21 protein-coding genes are annotated in these 16,834 nt (G+C 62.8%); 13 read left to right on the top strand and 8 right to left on the bottom strand.

What is annotated here, in order from left to right:
- Positions 1-258: 258 nt before the first annotated feature.
- Positions 259-2,913, bottom strand: a complete 2,655-nt coding sequence (locus VGR99_RS34895; RefSeq protein WP_326904490.1) for an autotransporter outer membrane beta-barrel domain-containing protein — start codon at positions 2,911-2,913, stop codon at positions 259-261.
- Between the two features lie 530 nt (positions 2,914-3,443).
- The gene (locus tag VGR99_RS34890; protein WP_326904489.1) at positions 3,444-3,671 is read right to left on the bottom strand and encodes a hypothetical protein; all 228 of its coding nucleotides are present in this window, start codon (positions 3,669-3,671) and stop codon (positions 3,444-3,446) included.
- Between the two features lie 246 nt (positions 3,672-3,917).
- Between VGR99_RS34890 and VGR99_RS34885 the strand changes: the two genes are divergently transcribed.
- Together VGR99_RS34885 and VGR99_RS34880 are read left to right on the top strand one after the other, a co-directional pair.
- On the top strand, positions 3,918-5,003 hold the full coding sequence (locus VGR99_RS34885) for an AI-2E family transporter (RefSeq protein WP_326904586.1): 1,086 nt from the start codon (positions 3,918-3,920) through the stop codon (positions 5,001-5,003).
- A 98-nt stretch (positions 5,004-5,101) separates the two neighbouring features.
- Positions 5,102-5,494 carry an NUDIX hydrolase gene (locus VGR99_RS34880; RefSeq protein ID WP_326904488.1) on the top strand — a complete coding sequence of 131 codons (393 nt, stop codon included), beginning with the start codon at positions 5,102-5,104 and terminating at the stop codon, positions 5,492-5,494.
- 83 nt (positions 5,495-5,577) lie between these two features.
- Here VGR99_RS34880 and VGR99_RS34875 read toward each other — a convergent pair whose 3' ends face one another.
- The 4 genes from VGR99_RS34875 to VGR99_RS34860 form a co-directional block, all read right to left on the bottom strand.
- Entirely contained in the window at positions 5,578-5,823 is a 246-nt protein-coding gene (locus VGR99_RS34875; RefSeq protein ID WP_414645208.1) for a hypothetical protein, read from the bottom strand.
- A gap of 188 nt (positions 5,824-6,011) precedes the next feature.
- Positions 6,012-6,251, bottom strand: a complete 240-nt coding sequence (locus VGR99_RS34870; protein WP_326904486.1) for a hypothetical protein — start codon at positions 6,249-6,251, stop codon at positions 6,012-6,014.
- 781 nt (positions 6,252-7,032) lie between these two features.
- Positions 7,033-7,203, bottom strand: coding sequence for a hypothetical protein (locus tag VGR99_RS34865; RefSeq protein ID WP_326904485.1), 171 nt, complete (start codon positions 7,201-7,203; stop codon positions 7,033-7,035).
- Between the two features lie 154 nt (positions 7,204-7,357).
- Entirely contained in the window at positions 7,358-7,828 is a 471-nt protein-coding gene (locus tag VGR99_RS34860) for a hypothetical protein (RefSeq protein WP_326904484.1), read from the bottom strand.
- A 301-nt stretch (positions 7,829-8,129) separates the two neighbouring features.
- Between VGR99_RS34860 and VGR99_RS34855 the strand changes: the two genes are divergently transcribed.
- Positions 8,130-8,795, top strand: coding sequence for a hypothetical protein (locus VGR99_RS34855; protein ID WP_326904483.1), 666 nt, complete (start codon positions 8,130-8,132; stop codon positions 8,793-8,795).
- Between the two features lie 86 nt (positions 8,796-8,881).
- On the opposite strand, the gene VGR99_RS34850 is transcribed toward VGR99_RS34855, so the two are convergent.
- Both VGR99_RS34850 and VGR99_RS34845 read right to left on the bottom strand, forming a co-directional pair.
- Complete coding sequence (locus VGR99_RS34850; protein WP_326904482.1) at positions 8,882-9,367, bottom strand: hypothetical protein; 486 nt, start codon at positions 9,365-9,367, stop codon at positions 8,882-8,884.
- A gap of 227 nt (positions 9,368-9,594) precedes the next feature.
- On the bottom strand, positions 9,595-10,098 hold the full coding sequence (locus VGR99_RS34845; protein ID WP_326904481.1) for a hypothetical protein: 504 nt from the start codon (positions 10,096-10,098) through the stop codon (positions 9,595-9,597).
- 485 nt (positions 10,099-10,583) lie between these two features.
- Here VGR99_RS34845 and VGR99_RS34840 point away from each other — a divergent pair, with 485 nt between their 5' ends.
- From VGR99_RS34840 to VGR99_RS34795, 10 genes are all read left to right on the top strand, one after another.
- Positions 10,584-11,960: a site-specific integrase gene (locus VGR99_RS34840; RefSeq protein WP_326904480.1), complete on the top strand. Its 1,377-nt coding sequence runs from the start codon at positions 10,584-10,586 to the stop codon at positions 11,958-11,960.
- Positions 11,953-12,294, top strand: coding sequence for a hypothetical protein (locus VGR99_RS34835; protein WP_326904479.1), 342 nt, complete (start codon positions 11,953-11,955; stop codon positions 12,292-12,294). Before VGR99_RS34840 ends, VGR99_RS34835 begins: the two co-directional genes overlap by 8 nt.
- An 86-nt stretch (positions 12,295-12,380) precedes the next feature.
- On the top strand, positions 12,381-12,593 hold the full coding sequence (locus VGR99_RS34830) for a hypothetical protein (protein WP_326904478.1): 213 nt from the start codon (positions 12,381-12,383) through the stop codon (positions 12,591-12,593).
- Positions 12,590-12,964 (top strand): transcriptional coactivator p15/PC4 family protein, encoded by a 375-nt coding sequence (locus tag VGR99_RS34825; RefSeq protein ID WP_326904477.1) that lies wholly within the window; start codon positions 12,590-12,592, stop codon positions 12,962-12,964. The genes VGR99_RS34830 and VGR99_RS34825 overlap by 4 nt, the downstream gene beginning before the upstream one ends.
- Positions 12,961-13,197: a hypothetical protein gene (locus VGR99_RS34820; protein WP_326904476.1), complete on the top strand. Its 237-nt coding sequence runs from the start codon at positions 12,961-12,963 to the stop codon at positions 13,195-13,197. Before VGR99_RS34825 ends, VGR99_RS34820 begins: the two co-directional genes overlap by 4 nt.
- Positions 13,197-14,456 (top strand): AAA family ATPase, encoded by a 1,260-nt coding sequence (locus tag VGR99_RS34815; protein ID WP_326904475.1) that lies wholly within the window; start codon positions 13,197-13,199, stop codon positions 14,454-14,456. Before VGR99_RS34820 ends, VGR99_RS34815 begins: the two co-directional genes overlap by 1 nt.
- Before the next feature lie 821 nt (positions 14,457-15,277).
- Positions 15,278-15,466, top strand: coding sequence for a hypothetical protein (locus tag VGR99_RS34810; protein ID WP_326904474.1), 189 nt, complete (start codon positions 15,278-15,280; stop codon positions 15,464-15,466).
- A 4-nt stretch (positions 15,467-15,470) separates the two neighbouring features.
- A complete protein-coding gene (locus VGR99_RS34805; RefSeq protein WP_326904473.1) occupies positions 15,471-15,689 on the top strand; it encodes a hypothetical protein in 219 nt (72 codons plus the stop codon).
- Between the two features lie 68 nt (positions 15,690-15,757).
- Positions 15,758-16,117, top strand: coding sequence for a hypothetical protein (locus VGR99_RS34800; protein ID WP_326904472.1), 360 nt, complete (start codon positions 15,758-15,760; stop codon positions 16,115-16,117).
- 258 nt (positions 16,118-16,375) lie between these two features.
- On the top strand, positions 16,376-16,777 hold the full coding sequence (locus VGR99_RS34795) for a hypothetical protein (RefSeq protein ID WP_326904471.1): 402 nt from the start codon (positions 16,376-16,378) through the stop codon (positions 16,775-16,777).
- The last annotated feature ends 57 nt before the right edge of the window (positions 16,778-16,834 follow it).

Raw genomic sequence — 16,834 nt, 5'->3', positions numbered from 1 at the left:
CGGAAACATTGAAAGCGCTCGCTTTTTTCAGTCGGTGCCAGGCGGCCCTTCTCGAGCCGTATCCAACGCGAACAGCCGAGCGGATCTCGACTGCGCGGCGCATCGCGTCGTCTGGATTTGACACGTCGGGCAAAACACTGGCAGAGTGGCATCATCGGAAATTCGTAATACCCGCGCGGGGAAACCCGCCGCGGGTTTTTTCATGTCGGGGCGACCGTCATGATCGAAAGATCGCTGATCGACAAGCGAAGTCAGCGGCTACCACGCATACCGCACCGCGCCCTTGGCGGCGTAGCTCCTCGTGACGTCGGAGAACTCGCCCTCGAAGGTGGCGGCGGCGGACCAGCCGTTCAGCCATCTCATCTCGCCCGAAACGGTGGTGAGGGCCGAGTCATGTGCCTGCGCCGCGCCGCCAACCACGAAGCTTGCGCCCGGCAGCGTCTGGAACGTCGCGGCGATCGAGCGGTCCGGATTAAAATCATGTGCCCAGCCGAAGCGGCTGCGCAGGGTCAGGATCGCGCCTGTCACCGCGTAGGATTTGTCGGCGCGGATGCCGAGTTCGCTGCGGGTATCGGTCACGCTTTTGGCGTTATAAGCCAGCGCGAAGCCATTGGCCCCGGAGAGAACGCTTTCCGCGTAAGCCGGCAGATCGAAGTTAGTGAACTGGGCCGCCGCGTAGGGCGTGATGCCGATGCCGCCCATCCACGGCGTCACGAAGCGATTGCCCGCCTCGACGCGCCCCGAATAGGCGTTGGCGTTAAAGCGCGCCTGCAACTGATCGATGCCGGCGACGGTCACGGTGCGGTTGGTGGTGATGTCCTGCCAGCCATAAGCCAGCGCACCGGAGATGTAGACAGAGCCGGCACTGTGCTTGACGAAGGCGCCGGCCTGGAACAGGTCGGAACGTCCCGTGCCGCCATTGGCGACACTGAAATTGGTGCCGCCGCCGGCCAGCGTGAACCCCACGATTGTGCGCGGCGACAATAGATAGTCCGCGCCCACCGCCGTTCCGAACACCCTGCTGGTGGCGCTGTTCGTGCCCAGCGCAGCATTGCCATCGGTGGTTTGTGAGCCGCCGAAGCCCGCCGCCCACACGCTCCAATGCGGATCGTAAACGGTGTTTCTCATCGGCGCCTTGCCGTAAACCGCACCATAGGCGTCGCGTTCGTTCTTGCTGCGCCGCTTGGCGTCGGAGGTGTTGTAGGCGCGGGCATCGCCGTCTTCCGCATAAGGCGTCGCATTCGTCGTCGATGCCGGAGCATTGCCGCGTCCGTCAATGAACGGATCGAGCAGCAGGCCCATGAATTGACCCATGGCATTGAACGTCGTCTGCTGCGATCCAGTAGCAGCCTCGCCAGATATTTGTGTCAAGCCCGCCGGTGTCAGCCCGCCGAATACGATCGGGATGCTGCCATTGCTGTTGAAGAAATTGATGATGGCGTTGCCGACTTGCTGCTGGTTGCCGGAAAGCCCGCTACCGGGAGGCAGCCCGGACGGGGGGACGAAGTCGAGCGACAGATCGAGAAAGGCATGCGTCGGATCGTAGCTCAACGACGTCTTGAAGCCCGACGGCAGATTGACGCTCGTCACAGTGGGATTGAACGTGCCGCTGACGCTGCCCGCGTTCAGGATCGTGTACCTTTTCGCGACATAGCTGCCGCTGGCAAAGAACGCCTCTACGCTCGTCACATTGATCTGTGCGGAGCCGGTCACATTCGCGAAGGTTGACGTCGTGGGGTTGATGTTGACGACGTAAAGTCCCTGCAGCACGAGGCTTGCCAGCGTTAGCGAGGTGCCCGGTGAATTGCCGGGCGCAAGGATGCCGTTCGCGATCTCGGTGGCGCCGACGACGCCGGTACCGCTGAGCATGCCGAAATTGGTGGCACCGGTCAGCAGATTGCCGCCCATGACCAGGACTCGTGACGACGACGCGATCGAACCATCAACGACCAGGGAGCCGCCGAGGACAACAGTCTCACCCGTGTAGGTGCTGTTGCCGGTCAGAATCAGCGTGCCGGGCCCATACTTGGCGAGGGCTCCGGGGATGCCAGAGCCATCGGCGATGCTGCTCGATAGGGTGGTGATGACGCCGGCGTCGGTCAGGATCCCGCCTGCGTTTTTGATGGCTACATTGCGCGCACTTGCGAAAGTTGCGGTGGTCTCCAGCGTGCCGCCGTCGAGAACAAGGGAACCCGTAGAGGCGCCGAGGTTGTTGTCGGCCGAGACCGCCAGCGCCCCGGATACGGTGGTGCCGCCGGTGTAGGTATTGGCGCCCGAAAGCGTTATCGGGCCGGAGCCGACCACGGTCAGCGAACCGCCGACGCCGGAAATGACGCCGCTTACGTTCGCCGAAAGATTGTTGCTGCCGACCGTGAGCGCTTTGGCGCCGAGTATATAGCTGCCCGCCCCTTCAATCGAGCCTGCGGACATGCCCGCGGCGGTCAGCCCCGAAATGTCGAAAGTGCCGCCGAGATTGGTGATGAAGCGCGCGGTGCCGCCGGTGCTGTTGTCAAGGAATGTGGTGGAGGCTCCGGAATTGGTCGTGATGGTGGCGCCACCGGCCGTGCTGGCGTTGGTGAAGGAGAGAGTATTGTTGTTGGTGATGCTGGCGGTGCCGCCGCCGCTGAGGACGATGCCGGCGCCATTGAACTGCAGGGCGTGGCCGTTGGTGAAGGTATAGCTCGACCCTCCGGGATTGAACGTCCAGCCACCGATCGTGGTGTCGCCCGAGAATGACAGCGCTGTGGTGCTGGACGTACCAAAGAACGCGGTGCCGGTCGGCACCGTGGCCGGGCTGGTCCAGTTGGCGTTGGCATTGAAATCGAAAGTTCCGGCAACTGGACCAGCCACCGTCGCAGAATTGCTCCAGGTCGCATTCTGCGCGGCCGCCGGCGACGCCGCGAGCAGCAACACCGAGGAGGCCGACAGCGCCGCGTTCCGTACAGAAGGCCGGCCAAAGCGGTGTGATCTGACGAGCGATGCCGCAGTGTGGCTACTGAGCCTCGTTCCGCGCAGGACCGTCCTTCGACGACGGGCCTTTATCAGCAACAGCACAATCCGTCCCCTCGCTCGCGTGTCGACCATGAGGCCGCGCAACATTCGAACAACCGCCGTTCGCGCGCAACGCGGATCGGGGCGGCAACTTATGATTGTTGGTGCGGTGTGGCAATATTGTTGCTACCCGTTAATCGGATCGGGCGAAGCGCGCTGTAGCGAGTCCGCGCCTTCGGGAGCGTGATCCGGTCGCGGACGGGCTTTTTTCTGCGGTGCATGCTTCCGCGCCCCAGCCAAATCCCGGAATCTTTAAGTTGATCGCGATCCGTCTCGGTTCAGATGAACAAGGTGCCAGGCATGATGCCGAGCTTGAAGTGATGACGGGTTTCAGCGTTCGCCCTTGGACGCCGTCGCGAAACGGGTTCGGCTTGCTCGCTCGCTCCGCAGGCCTACCACCCAACGCCCGCCCAGCGCCGTCCGAACACCGGCGGCTTGGTCTTCACCGCCTGCCAGCCGAAGAAATGATGCTTGCCGGACCAGCTGTGCACCACGCCGCTGCAGATGCTGCATTTGAAGCTGCCGGTATGCGCCTCGCTGTGCTCCTCACGTGTCGCGGTGTAGTTCATGCTGCAACCCGCGCAGGTGAATTCTTCGGTCGTCCAGATGCTGTTGGCCATTGCAACTCGGTCTTCCCAGATGTTCGACGGCAAGCGTAGGTGCGGGCGTTTGCATCGGCGTAAACCGGCCCCGGGAAATCCGGTTAATTGCCGTTAGCCAAACCCGGCTGCGGCGTTGCCGGCGGCGTAAGCAGCCGTCGGCAGGGCCGGGCCGGGAACGCGGTCGTCTTGACGTTGGATGCGGGGCTGGCAATAACCCGGGGCTGTGCCAGTGCCGGAACCCCGCGTGATGCCGCAAGGAAAGCCCTGCCCGTGAAAAGCCTCCGTCAGCTCCTCACGGGAGAGGATATCATCCAGCTCGTGATCCGGCTTGGCCTGCTCGGCCTGCTGATCATCTGGACCTTCCTGATCATCCGCCCGTTCGTGCCGATCCTGGCCTGGAGCGGCGTGCTCGCGGTCGCGTTCTACCCGGCCTTCAGCTGGGTCGCCAAGATCCTCGGCGGCCGGCCCAAGACCGCGGCGGCGATCCTCACCCTGATCACGCTCGGCATCGTCATTGGCCCTGCGACCTGGCTCGGCATCAGCGCCGTGGACGGCGTGCGCGAACTCGCGCACCAGCTCAGCACCGGCGACCTTGCGCTGCAATCGGCGCCGGAGCAGCTCAAATCGTGGCCGCTGGTCGGCCCGTGGCTCTTTGAGCTCTGGGACCAGGCCTACACCAACATCCGCGCGGTGCTGCGCGAGGTGGCGCCATATCTGCAGCCGCTGGCCGGACCGTTATTGTCGCTCGCGGGCGATGCCGGTCTCGGCACGGTCCAGTTCCTGCTGTCGGTGTTCGTTGCCGGCTTCCTGTTTCCGCACGGTCCCCGGCTGGTCGCGGCCGGCCGCAACTTCCTGTTCCGGATCGTGCCCGAGCAGAGCGAGCACTTTCTGGGGCTCGCAGGCGCCACCATCCGTGCGGTGGCGCAGGGCGTGATCGGCGTCGCCGTGGTGCAGGCGCTGCTGGCCGGCTTCGGCTTCAAGCTCGCGGCCGTGCCGAGCGCGGGGCTGCTCGCCTTCATCGTGCTGCTGCTCTCGATCGTGCAGATCGGTGCCTTCCTCGTGATCTTGCCCGTCATCATCTGGATCTGGACCGCCAAGGACGTCACCACGGCGCTGCTGCTGACGATCTTCCTCGTCCTCGTCGGCTTCATCGACACCATGCTGAAGCCGCTGGTGATGGGGCGCGGCCTGACCACGCCGACCATCGTGATCTTCGTCGGCGTGATCGGCGGCACGCTCGCTCACGGCATCGTCGGCCTGTTCATCGGGCCGATCATCCTGTCGGTGGCATGGGAAATGGCGATGGCCTGGATCCGGACGGAGGACCGGGCGGGAGCGAGCGAAGGCTGAGCCCCGCATACGCTGTGATCAAAGTTCCCGGCTAACTTGTCTATTGGCCTAGACAAGTTACGATAGGCGAGATTCTGGTTTCGAGCCTACGATTAGGAATGGCGAAGTCTTCCAAGCTGGTTGCCGCAAAGCGCGGCAAGGTCTTGTTGGTCAGACGGCGATCGGACGGCCTGTGGATGTTCCCGGGCGGCCGCAAGCGCGCGCGCGAGTCCGACAAGGATTGCCTGCGGCGGGAGATCAAGGAAGAGCTGCCCAAGCTGAAGCTCGGCCGGATCAGCCTCTGGAAGGAAGTGACGGCCAGGAACAAGCGCTCCGGCCGCAAGATGAGCGATGCGATCTTCATCGCCAAGGGCGCCAAGGGCAGGCTGGCGATCGGCGACAAGAACGAGATCGACCGCGCCGCCTGGCAGAAGCCGCGCGGCATCCGCCTGACCGCGACCTCGCGCTATATCCGCGATCGCCTGTTTCCGAGGAAGCGGCGCCGGAGCTGAGGGCCGCCTGCGCTGTGCGGGTCGAGCGGGGTGCGACAAATCGCCCGGCGATGTCCCGGGGGGTAGCCTGGCTCGTCCGGCCTCTAATCCGATCGCTGCGCCGCGCGCGTCCGCCCGGCAAATCTCCGCGACGAACCCGCCTGCGGCTGCGGCGCTGCGATCCGCGCCGCTTCTTCCTCGCGCAGCGCCTTGCGCATCTTGCGGGCATCGCGCATCGCGCGCTTGATGAAGGGGTGCTGGGAGTCCTCGGCGAAGAACAGCACCACCTCGCAGCTCGGACATTGCCTGGAATAGCCGTCCTGCAATCGCCCCGCGCGATCGCGAAACACGCCCTTGCACCGCGTGCACTGAATCTGGACCGAGCTCATTCGCGGACAACAATGATCATTGGAAATGGACCGCCACGTGAGACCAGATGTCTGAAGAATGTTTGAATGGTCAGGGGAGCTGACCGGTCGCGTCTTCAGCGTTCACGGCCAAGCGGCGCCCGCCCGTCGCGATGACGGCGGGGCGCCCGCTATTGCCTGGCAGCCATCGCATCCAGGCACTGGTTGAGATAGGCGGTGCGATCCCTCGGCAGCACCTTCTCGAGATCCGCCTTCAGCGCGCATTCGCGCTGCCGCATCTGTTCGGCCCGGCGCTTCTCCGCCGCCTCGCGATATTCGGGCGCAACCTTGTTGGGATCGACCAGCGCCTGAGCGCGGGCAGCGGCGGCCAACAAGAGCGCGACGGCGGCGATGAAAATGATTGTTCTCAAATGAGCCTCCTGAAAAAGGCGCAGGCTAACGCGGGGTGTGGCGCAGCTCAAACGCAAATGCGGCGCGCCCCACCGCGGGAGCAGATCCGCGGCACTCGAATGTGACATCCGTCACGGCCAGTGCCACCGCGAGAACGTTCCGTTGCGGGTCCATCGCCGAGCTGTGATGCCGCATCAGATTGCGGCGGGACCGTTGACGCATCACCTCAGTCGAGGGGGATGTTCGACTGGATCTGGTCCGATGCGCTCAGTTCTGGCGATGGGTCTGTTGATTGTCCTGTGTACCGCTGCCAACGCTGCGACGGTGCATCACCCCCGCACACACCATCCGCGCTATCACGCGGTCGATCCTTCCGAGGTCTATCCCCGGGCGCGCTTCGCGGTCCCCGGCTGGAGCGATGAAGCGACGGAGCGATGGCTGGACAATGCCTCGTCGAATGTCGGCCGAGGAGGCTAAAAAATCGGACGACGTGTGAACCAGTTCACACGCGATCTCTGAGGCCGCTGCTATGAAGGCCTGATTGCTTTACCGATTTATATTGCTTTGCCGATTTATGCTCTGAAAACACCCCGGCGCTCCCTACCAGGCGCTGGGGTTTTTCATTTGGGCCCTAAAGCGCGATGAGATTTGGATGAATCGTCATCGCGCTTTAGGTTGTTGTTTGAGCATGATCTTTTCGGAAAATCGCTGCGCACTTTTCCGGATCATGCTCTAGCCACGCCAAGGCGTCGCGAAGCGCGATCCGGGTGGGTGATGTCTGGATGGGGCAGGCGAGGCGGCTTAAGCGGCCTGTTCCTCAAACGAGGTGTAGACCCGGCCATTTGGATCAACGATCTGAACGTCCCAGCATCCGTCCTCGATCAGCTCTTTGGCCTTCTTGAGGGCGGCGGCGAGTGACAGCCGCTTGAGGCTGACGACGCCTGCCGTGTCGAAACCGCTGATTTCAAACATGCCGTTCCTCCAGATTTTGCCGAATCCTACACCTTTCTGGCGGGTTGTCTGCCGGCTTTTTCGGGTGAAGGTCATGGAACAGCTGACTGAGGCCGTCGCCGCTGTCATCCACCGACACTGGCTCACTATCGCGTGGCAGCCTCCGGTCCGATGGCTACGGATCGACCAGCGCGCCGATCAGGGTGCATAAGATCGCGGAGTTGCTCGTAGTCGCAGTGCTGACTCTGACGAATGGAAAGCGTCCCTGGCCGACAAGCCATTCCGTGGTCATATCAAAAAACGCACTGAAGTCCGAGTTGGGTACGGGCCCGGTGTATGCGACGTTAGGAAGGGGTAGCGGTAACCAGCGTTGGAGGGCGTTTGGAATGCCATCCGTTGAAACGAACAAGCCGCCGACGTAAATGGGCTGCGTGGTTTGAATTTTGCAGTGCAGCTTTTTGACCATCACCATCTTGTTCGCTGGCGTCTGGGAAAAGAACACGCTGCAATTGGTTTGGCTGCTGCATGTGCCGGTGATCGTTTCGTCATAATATGTGCCGACGACGACAGGCGCTGCATGGGCCTGACTTCCAGCAAAGAGCGCCGCGGCAACAGCAGCCGATGCGGCAAATTCTGCAAAACGCATTTTGATCTCGAAATGTGAGCTGTGGGGTAGCGCTGAGACTGGGCATTGGTAGGTTCCCGCCCCGGAATGGTTCAAACCTGAGTTGGAGATCGCGGGGCTCCTTTCGAAGCGCCACCGCAGGCGCCGTCGCGTAGGCCCCGTAATCTGCCGGGCTGGCTCGACGCGTCCGGCGGCCATTTCGCTAACCTGGAATTAAGCGAAAAAGCCCACAATTTTCGACAGTTGTAAGTGAGTGCTGCGTAAAGGAGGGGTCCGCAAGGACGTTCCGGCGTCGGCCTCCTTTTGCTCGCTCATGAGGTCAATGCACGTGACCACGACATCCGAAGCGCAAGGCCTTGTCGAACAACTCGACCCCGCAGCACTGGCGCTCGTCGCGGCGCCCGAGCCCGCAGTCCCGGAAGCTCCAGCACCGATCAAGCCGTCCAGCCGGAAATCGGTTCTGGCCCTGTCGGTGTGTGCCCTGGCCATCAATGGCGCGGCGGCCGTCTACACGTGGCCGTCCGATCTTCGGTCGCTGAATGTCAGCCGTCTGGCCGAACTGCTTCCGCGCTGGGACGCTCCCGCGCCGAAGGCGGACCCAGTCGTCGCGGCCCTGAGGGACATCCAGTCGGCTCAGCAGCAGCACACGGCCTCGCTGCAGGAGAACAACCAGGCCCTGCAGCAAAATGCGGCCCTGATGCAGCAGGATTCGATGGTGCTGCTCTCGCTGCGACAGAGCATCACGGACGAGCGGGTCGATGTGAGGAAGATATCCTCGCAGCTTTCCACGCTGATCGCGAAGGTCGACATGCTGCAGAGCACGATGATGTCGGACGTCACGTCCTCGATCCGGAAAGCGCATGCTCGCTATGGACTGCCCGCAGCGCTGCGCAAGCGGATGGTCCGGCAGTCGAAATCCGTCGGGCCCGTTTCGGTGGGAGGAGCCCCGCTGAGCACGCCGGCGACAGTTGCCGCGCCGGAGAGCTGAAGACACCTCAGGCTTGCCAATACGCGCTTTGGCGAGCGCGGAGCGCTTGCAGACCATGGCCCTGCCGATATTCTCGGTAAGGTGGTTCACGTGGGCGGTGGAACCATCGTGCCGGTTATGCTGCAACTCAAGCTAACCCCCTGTGTGTCGCCCGGGATCGTCTGGCCCGACAGCACCACATATCTGTTCGCGCCGACGAAGAAAAAAACGTTCTGATCGAAGTTGTAATAATAGAATCCGTTTGCTGCGTTCGCGGTGACCGGTGGAAATCCGAGAAATACGCTCCGGAGCACGGTGCCGCCCGAACCCGGAGGTGCCGTCCAAACTTGAAAATACATCAGCTGAAGTTGCGCGCGCGTCGTAACGCTGCAGTACACGTGATTGATGGAAAGGAAGGCGTCCGACGGAGTTGGCGATGAGACGCTGCTGCAGCGATTCGTGCTTGGGCAGGACACGCCTGCAAAAATGTCTTCGTAGTAGAGATTAGTGAGCCGCTGGACCTGTCCAGCTTGCGCCGGAATGAGCGAGAATGTTCCCACAAGGAATGCGAACAATCGAATTGCGTTCAGCATCTTGCCGCTCCCAATTTTGCTGCCCGCTTGAAATCCAGCGCGGGCCGCAGTCGTCCGACGCCGGGAGGGTGTGCTGCAATACCCCGGCATGGATGAGTCCGAGCCGGCCGGTAAAGGTTCAGCAAGCAACGACCAAATTCGTCGCAGGCCCAGCCCAGGCCATGGAATTCGGGATCCGGAGAGGATATGGCCCGCCGGTACGCGGCGGCAGGCCTTGTGCCTTTACGTCAGTCGTCCGACAAATTGCCGACGATGACGCAATCGGCGCTGACCTGGAAAGGGCTGGCGTTGCCGCAGCTCATCTGGAAATTGGCGTTCACGAAGCTCGAGGTGGACGCCTGAATGTACGGATAGCGTCCCTGTCCAATCAGGAAGCGGGCGTCCGTCTCGAACGAGTAGAAGTACAGGTTTGCGGCGAAGAGGGCAGGTCCCAGACTAAAACTCACGCCTCGTCCGAGACTCCAGCCTCCCGATCCCGTCGAGGCGCTCACCATCGCCGTTGCAAGGGGCTGGCTGCTGTTGATGGAGCAGTTGACCTTCGAAAGCATCAGGAGGCGATCTGAAGGAAGTTGCGAGAAGTTCACTTGGCAAGTGTAGTTTCCGCTGCAACTCGTGCCGACCTGAAGGTCGTCGTAATAGGTGCCATACCTGACGGGCGCCGCGTTCGCCTGCGTGCTGATGATGAGCGTCGTGGCGATAGCAGTGAATTTGGCGAAAGGAGCAAAACGCATTTTCGACCCCCAAATGAATAAAGCAGATGCCGCATCTTCGGAGCTATCTGAGGGGCGTGTGTAACCTGCTCCTGACGAGCCGCGCATCAACCAAACAGTTGAGGCAGTTGGAGCGCGTTGATCACCACGACGCCGCGCAGGCGGCCATCTGGTCGAGCGTCATCTTGAGCGGCCGGCCCCGTCGGCATGCGCAGGCGTGTGGCGTCGGGCAGGGCGAGGCATTCGACCAACGATGACGCCGAATGCGAGAGCCGTCGATGTTGTTGGTGAGCGCGCTGGGGCTCGAACCCAGGACCCCGTGATTAAAAGTCAAGATTGGTGCGTTTTGCTAAGTCATTGACGAAGATTCTCTTTTCGCCTTGGGTTAGGAAATCCCCCATAAAATCAGGAGCTTTCGTGGAAATCTGTTGACGTCGACTTGAACCTCGCTGAATCTCACGCCTGTTTCGATGTGCAGACATATTGCAGACACGGGCGCGCGAACAATGCAGAGCATCAGCGAAAAGATCGTGGCCGGGCTCGAGCCGAAGCTCGACCAGAAGGGCAAGCCGCGGGCGAGCACGCTGCACTACTTCAGCGGCGCCACACTCCAGGGCAAGAAGGCGCCGGCGGGCTTTGCCGTTCGGGTGACAGCGGCAGGGACTAAGGCGTTCGTGCTTTTCCACAGGAAGAACGGAAAGGGTTATCTCGAAACGCTCGGCCGGTGGGACGCGAACGAGCAAGGCGGGTCGCTGACGGTGCGAGACGCGATCGTGAAGGCTGACCGGTTGGTGAAGGATTTCACCAAGGGCAACCGAGAGGATCCGCGGCCCGAGCGCACCAGGCGCATAGAGGACGGCGACAACCCGGAAGGCCTGAAGGTCGGCGGCGCCTTCGATCCAGACGCGGATGAGGCCGATCGCGAGCAGAAGCATCCGGGTCTGCTCGACATGTTCGTCGACCGCTACTGTCGAAAAGAAGCAGGGCTGAAGAGCGCAGACCAATATGCGAGTACCTTTCGGCGCCTCGTCGCTCCCGACATCGGGGATTTGCCGGTGTTCGGGGAGGGGAGGCTTCGGCGCTCGCACGTCGTCGACATGCTCGACGAGATCGAGGACGAGAACGGGCCCGTAATGGCCGACCGGACGCTCGCCTACCTGCGCAAGGCGTTCAATTGGTTCCAGGCGCGCGACGAGGACTTCACCAATCCCATAGTGAAGGGGATCCGGCAGGTGGGCGCCAACTCTCGCGATCGCGTGCTCACCGACGACCAATTGCGCGACCTGTGGGCGGGTTTGGACATCGTCGAGAACGTGCCGGCCTGCTATCCGCGCTTTGTGAAGTCACTGCTCCTGACAACCACGCGTCGCAATGAGGCCGCGCTGATGCACTCCAGCGAGCTCGACGGTGACGACTGGACGATTCCAGCCGATCGCTACAAGACCGATATTGACCATGTCATCCCGCTCAGCGATGCCGCGCGCGACCTGATCGGGGAGAAGCCCGCCGGCGCCAATGGCAACTCCTGGTTCATCTTCACGACGACCGCGGGCGCCAAAGGCTTCAGCGGCTTCAGCAAGGCGAAGCGCGAGCTCGACAAGGCGATCGCGAAGATCCGGACCGAGACCGGCCGCGAGCCAATGCCTCATTGGGTGCTGCACGATCTGCGCCGGACGGGGCGGTCGCTCATGTCCCGAGCCGGCGTTCCTGCGGACCATGCGGAGCGGTGCCTGGGTCATGTGATCGGTGGCGTGCGTGGCGTCTACGACCGCTATGCCTATCTCGAAGAGAAGCGGGCCGCATTCGAGAAGCTGGCTAGTCTGGTCGCACTCATCCTCAATCCCAACAAAAGACCCGCATCAAGTGCGGTGAGCCATGACTAAGCGGAAAGCCAGTCCGCAAAAGCGTGGCCGCAAGCCGATTCCCGATCTTTGGCGACGAATTGTCCTTACACGATGGGAGGAGTTCGAGCCTGCGGCAAAGCTCGGACCTGAAATGCGCTTTCATCGGTTCTGCACGACCAACCGAGTGTTGCTTCGTCGGCTAGGTATCAACGTCGGGGAGTATCAGGTGCTGAAAAACCTGCTGACGAGAGCGCGCAAATCGCGGAAGGAGGCAGCCGCCGCGCGCATGGCCCGCAAGGTCTATCTGAAAGAGGCCGAAAAATTTGCGCTCGGCTTGCGTTCATCATTTAGGCCGCTTGGCGACCGGAATTAAAGTTACGGCTCCCGGATTTAAAGTTACGGCGCGTCGACGCTCAAATCATCGATGTTCGTGAAAGTTCAACTCACGGACACCAGCAGATGTCTGACTTTCAAATTGACGGATACAATCCTCGTCCAGCGACGGCCGCGAAGCTCGGTACGATCGTCCGCGGTCGCCCCTACACCGAGCGCACGTTGATTAATTGGGAGCTCGACGGCAAGGGGCCTCCGGTTACACGCGTCGGCCGCGCCGTCACCTACTTCTGGCCCTCCGTCGAGCGCTGGCTGCGGCAGCAGGAGAGGGCCGCATGACCGTGCCCTCCCGCTGGAACAGCAGGCGAGCACGGCAGGCGATTCGGAAAGGTGATCTGGACAATCACCCCGATATCGCACTCGCCATCGGCCTGGCAACGCACCCTGGTGACCCACTCGCTGAGGACATCGTCACCGGCGACATCTGGAAGGGACGCCGGCGCGTCAATCATGTCCGCGTGACGCTCAAGCGGTTCGAAGGCCGGCCGATTGTCGACGTGCGGCAGTTCTTTGTCACCGCCCAGGGGCGCAGCCAGCCAACCACCCGCGGCGTCGCGATCGACGTGCGGCGACTGCCCGAATTGCGCAAGGCGCTGGAGAAGGCTGAGGCCAAGGCGCTCGAGCTCGACCTAATCGAGGCCGCGTCATGAGCGTGCATGTGAAGGTCCCGGAGCGTCTTGTGCTCGGTGATTTCGAGGATTTCCTCGAGATCTGTGGGTTCGAGGCCTGGTACGTCGAGCGCGGATGGAAATCGAAGCAACTCGCGGTCGACCAATTGCAGACCTTGGCCGAGCTATGGGGGCTCATCGACGACGTCGGGCAAGACCGCGTCCAAGCGGTCATGGCAGCGCCATTTGCCGAGTTGGCGGGAGGGCCTGCCTAATGGACGCCCTTACCGAAAAGCCATGGCTTCAAGATCCGATGTACGGCGGCATGTCCGCCGAGGCCGCGGAGGCGAGCTGGCGAGCAGCAGAAGCGCGCCGGGAGGTCGATGCAGATTGGGAACGTCAATTTGGGCCGCCTCACGAGGCCTACCCGGAAAGCGCCGAGGGCGAACCAATCACCGATATGCCTCCGCCGAACGCATCGCAGCCCGCCTATGCCGCGATCACGCCCGCGTCGTGGAAAGGCACCGAGCCGGAGCAACAGCGCTGGCTGGCCAGCGCTCGCGTTCCCAGCGGCGATCTGACCATCATGTCCGGGAACGGTGGCAGCGGCAAAACCGAGATCATCACCCAACTGCTCGTGAACGTCGCCGCAGGGCTGCGGGACTGGCTGGGATGCACGGTCGAGCCCGGGCCCGCGCTTTTCCTGAGCTGCGAGGAGCCCGAGCACAACATCCGCGATCGCGTCGAGCGCATCTGCAAGCACCGCTGCATCGATCCCTACCGGCTGCCGGACCTGCATTTGCTGTTTCCAGACCTGGAGAGCACGTGGCTGGTGCATGCAGGAAAGGATGGCCGGCTGTCCCGCGCGCCGCTGCTGGATTGGCTTGAGGCCTGGATCGTTGGGCACAAGCCGCGCCTGGTCGTGATCGACAACGTCGCCGCGGTATTCGACGGCGAGGCCATAGCCCGCCGGCAGGTGCGCGCGTTCCTCGCTATGCTTCGCAAGATCGCCCGGGAACATGACACCGCGATCGTGCTGCTCGACCATCCGTCAGTGCGAGGCATGGCCGACGGCAGCGGCACGGCCAACTCGGTGGATTGGCGCAACAGCGTGCGCTCGATGCTGCATCTGTCGGACCCTGAGAAGGACGATCCGGATGCCCGGACCCTGACTGTCACGAAATCGAACTATGGCCGCACCGGCGACAGGACGACGCTCCGCTGGGGCGGATTGACGTTCACCACCGCCATGGCCGGCGAGTCCTCGCCTTATCGCGCCGCAGCTGATCGCGAGGTCGATGAACTGTTCCTGCGGCTGCTCGACCGCTTCGCCGCTCAAGGCCGCACCGTCAGGCCGAACACCGGCCGCGGAAGTGCGCCTTCCGAGATGGCCGATGAGCCCGATGCTGGCGGCGTCAAGACCGAGGCTTTCCGGGCCGCCATGATCCGGCTGCTCAAGGCCGGCACCATCAAGATCGTCGAGAGCGGCCCACCGAGCAAGCGATCGAAGCACCTGGAAAGGGCCACATCGTGACCTTCGATCGCCCCTGCCATCGGTCTTCGATCGGTGCGAACGCCTATGGCATCGCCCCTGCTGTCGCCCCTGCCATCGGGTGCGAACGCCCATTCGATCGGGTGTGTTCGATCCCCCTTATACCCTATAGCGATCGAAGCCCTCGCGCGCGGCTCCGGGCACCGCTCGTGCGGCCCCGCATTCGAACACGGCTGCGCTTGCGCTCCGCTCGCGTTCAAACGCTGGCACCGACAGCTCCTCAACACGACATCAGCCAGTCAATCCGATCCGGTCTCACGTCACCACCGTGATGCTCGCGCATCGAGCAGCAATCGTGGCATTCCATCGGGAAACCGCACGCGGGTAGTGGCTCAGAGAGGTCACAAAATAGGTGTCTTGCGTGAGACCGAGCCGATCCAGAAGTTTGGCGGCTTGGGGAGAGCAGGGCCGTTCGCTCGATATGATGGTGCCAGGCCGCGAGATCGGGCACCTGCCGCATGTGCAGCATCGATCCCTGTAGACATACCGCAGACTTGAATTTCGTGACATTCACAAGTCCCTGCAAATCAGCGACATTCCACGGCGGACCACGTGATTGAAGATCACCGGAAAGGGTTTTCGCGCGCGATGCTAACCACGGTTTTCACTCTGCTGGATCAGTCGGCGCGCGCGAGGCCGGGGGTGGCCTCGCATTCGGAGGACCCGCGCAGAGGGCACCGGGGCCCGAAAAGTGGTCGTCGATCCAGGCGCAGGTGTCCCGCCCAAGCGATCGCCCTCTCAATCACCCGACCCCCATTTTGTTTTTTTGGCCCGATTTTTCTGACCACTGAAGGAGCGCTCCAATGAAGGTCATCCGCCATCCCGATCCGCCGGCGCCGAAGTCTCGTCCGATCATGAAATTCGCTGCGCCGCCTCCGGCTCCCCCGCCGCAGGCGCATCCGAAGGTCCGCTCTTCGAACGAGGTCGCTGCGCATGCGGTCCGCGTCGCGTCGACCCCGGGCAGCATCAACCCGAAGCAGATGGTGTTCTGAGGCGATGGCGAAGCTGATGATTGAGCTGGATCTGCCGGCGAGCGAGACGCGCGCGATCGAGCTGCACCATGCCGAGACGGCACTCCGGATCGCGTTGCAGGACATGAAATCGCACGGCGGCCGGAAGCACGGCCAGCACGAGATCAGCATCCCCGGCGATGCGGCCGGCGGCGAGCGCGTGACGCTCGGGACGTGGAACTACGAACCTTCAGCGGAGGCATGACGATGGAAAGAGCAGCGAACTATTGGGAACGTGAAACGCCCCGATACCGGGTTACAATTCGCGGTGGCGTGACGCCGCCGGCAAAGAGCCGCTTTCGGTTTGAACCGCCGTTTGCGAGCTCCACGGACTCGAACGAGTGGCAGTACGGCGAGCGGCCGTATGCGGAGGGCGAGATCATCGAGACGCGCGCCTGGCCGCATGCCAGCTTTTTTCCGCTGAACGAGTCGGCGAAGCAGGTGTTGGCATTCTTCAAATCGCGGCAGAAGTCCCGGCTGCCCCTCTCGCCCTGGCAAGGCGATCGCGTGCGGCTGACTGACGGCCTGGGCGGGCCGCAGATCCAGCCGGCAATCGTCAAGCCCGAGCCGTTCGACGCGCGGCCGCAGCCCGCCACCGGCTTCCAGCCGCATCTGAAGATCTCGGCCGCCTGAAGCGCAGTGAGCGATCTCGCGAACGATGTCGGGAGCGATGAAGGGCCGCGGCCGCACCATGTCCGCGCCCCAGGGTGCAGGTTCGGCTGGAGCATCTCGCCGAACATCGAGCGAGCTTCCCCGGCTCGCCCGAAGCGAACGCGGTGCGAAGAGCCAACGCCGTCCAAGGCAAGGCGAAAGGCACGAACCCCGGCACCGAGCACTTTCTATGCCGAGATTACCGACTATGCCGGCCTGCGCGACGCTCTGAGACGTAGGGTGGAACAGCTCAACGTCTCTCGAGAAAATCTGGACCAGGTCTCCGGCCTTCCCTCCGGATATTCGGGAAAGCTCTTGGCGCCGTACGCCAGAAAGAAGATCGGTCAGCTTTCTCTCGGGCTCTTGCTGAAGGCCGCGGGCGTGAAAATGGCGCTCATCGATGATCCCGAAAAAAAACGCAGGGCCGCCACGGTGAGCGAGTTGGACAGCCTGCTGAAGGCGGCCGGTCTCATGATGGTTCTGGTTGAAGATCAGGAAGCCCTCGCACGCGTGCAGCCGCTTTTCAGCGAGAGAGATTCGAAGCAGGTGCGGCTTAATAACAGCGCCCGCACGAGCAAGGGCAGCAGCCGCTCGTCGAAGAAGCGTGCATCAGCCGAGTGCGTTGCGCCGCCCTGCCGCTGAATCATCCTCGCGCGCATCAGCCCGCTCGGAAGGCGGGATGCGCGGACGCCGCTTTCC

Origin of the sequence: Bradyrhizobium sp. (assembly GCF_035935975.1) — a bacterium.
Lineage (GTDB): Bacteria > Pseudomonadota > Alphaproteobacteria > Rhizobiales > Xanthobacteraceae > Bradyrhizobium.
The sequence above is the reverse complement of the archived record's forward strand: the minus strand, read 5'-3'. Positions and strand labels throughout refer to the sequence as shown.

Excerpts from the sequence above, each read along its gene's own strand:
- VGR99_RS34850 (WP_326904482.1), bottom strand. The coding sequence starts at position 9,367 with ATGCTGAACGCAATTCGATTGTTCGCATTCCTTGTGGGAACATTCTCG.
- VGR99_RS34835 (WP_326904479.1), top strand. The coding sequence starts at position 11,953 with ATGACTAAGCGGAAAGCCAGTCCGCAAAAGCGTGGCCGCAAGCCGATT.
- VGR99_RS34865 (WP_326904485.1), bottom strand. The coding sequence starts at position 7,203 with ATGTTTGAAATCAGCGGTTTCGACACGGCAGGCGTCGTCAGCCTCAAG.
- VGR99_RS34840 (WP_326904480.1), top strand. The coding sequence starts at position 10,584 with ATGCAGAGCATCAGCGAAAAGATCGTGGCCGGGCTCGAGCCGAAGCTC.
- VGR99_RS34830 (WP_326904478.1), top strand. The coding sequence starts at position 12,381 with ATGTCTGACTTTCAAATTGACGGATACAATCCTCGTCCAGCGACGGCC.
- VGR99_RS34805 (WP_326904473.1), top strand. The coding sequence starts at position 15,471 with ATGGCGAAGCTGATGATTGAGCTGGATCTGCCGGCGAGCGAGACGCGC.
- VGR99_RS34860 (WP_326904484.1), bottom strand. The coding sequence starts at position 7,828 with ATGCGTTTTGCAGAATTTGCCGCATCGGCTGCTGTTGCCGCGGCGCTC.
- VGR99_RS34820 (WP_326904476.1), top strand. The coding sequence starts at position 12,961 with ATGAGCGTGCATGTGAAGGTCCCGGAGCGTCTTGTGCTCGGTGATTTC.
- VGR99_RS34855 (WP_326904483.1), top strand. The coding sequence starts at position 8,130 with ATGCACGTGACCACGACATCCGAAGCGCAAGGCCTTGTCGAACAACTC.
- VGR99_RS34880 (WP_326904488.1), top strand. The coding sequence starts at position 5,102 with ATGGCGAAGTCTTCCAAGCTGGTTGCCGCAAAGCGCGGCAAGGTCTTG.
- VGR99_RS34815 (WP_326904475.1), top strand. The coding sequence starts at position 13,197 with ATGGACGCCCTTACCGAAAAGCCATGGCTTCAAGATCCGATGTACGGC.
- VGR99_RS34890 (WP_326904489.1), bottom strand. The coding sequence starts at position 3,671 with ATGGCCAACAGCATCTGGACGACCGAAGAATTCACCTGCGCGGGTTGC.
- VGR99_RS34810 (WP_326904474.1), top strand. The coding sequence starts at position 15,278 with ATGAAGGTCATCCGCCATCCCGATCCGCCGGCGCCGAAGTCTCGTCCG.
- VGR99_RS34825 (WP_326904477.1), top strand. The coding sequence starts at position 12,590 with ATGACCGTGCCCTCCCGCTGGAACAGCAGGCGAGCACGGCAGGCGATT.
- VGR99_RS34845 (WP_326904481.1), bottom strand. The coding sequence starts at position 10,098 with ATGCGTTTTGCTCCTTTCGCCAAATTCACTGCTATCGCCACGACGCTC.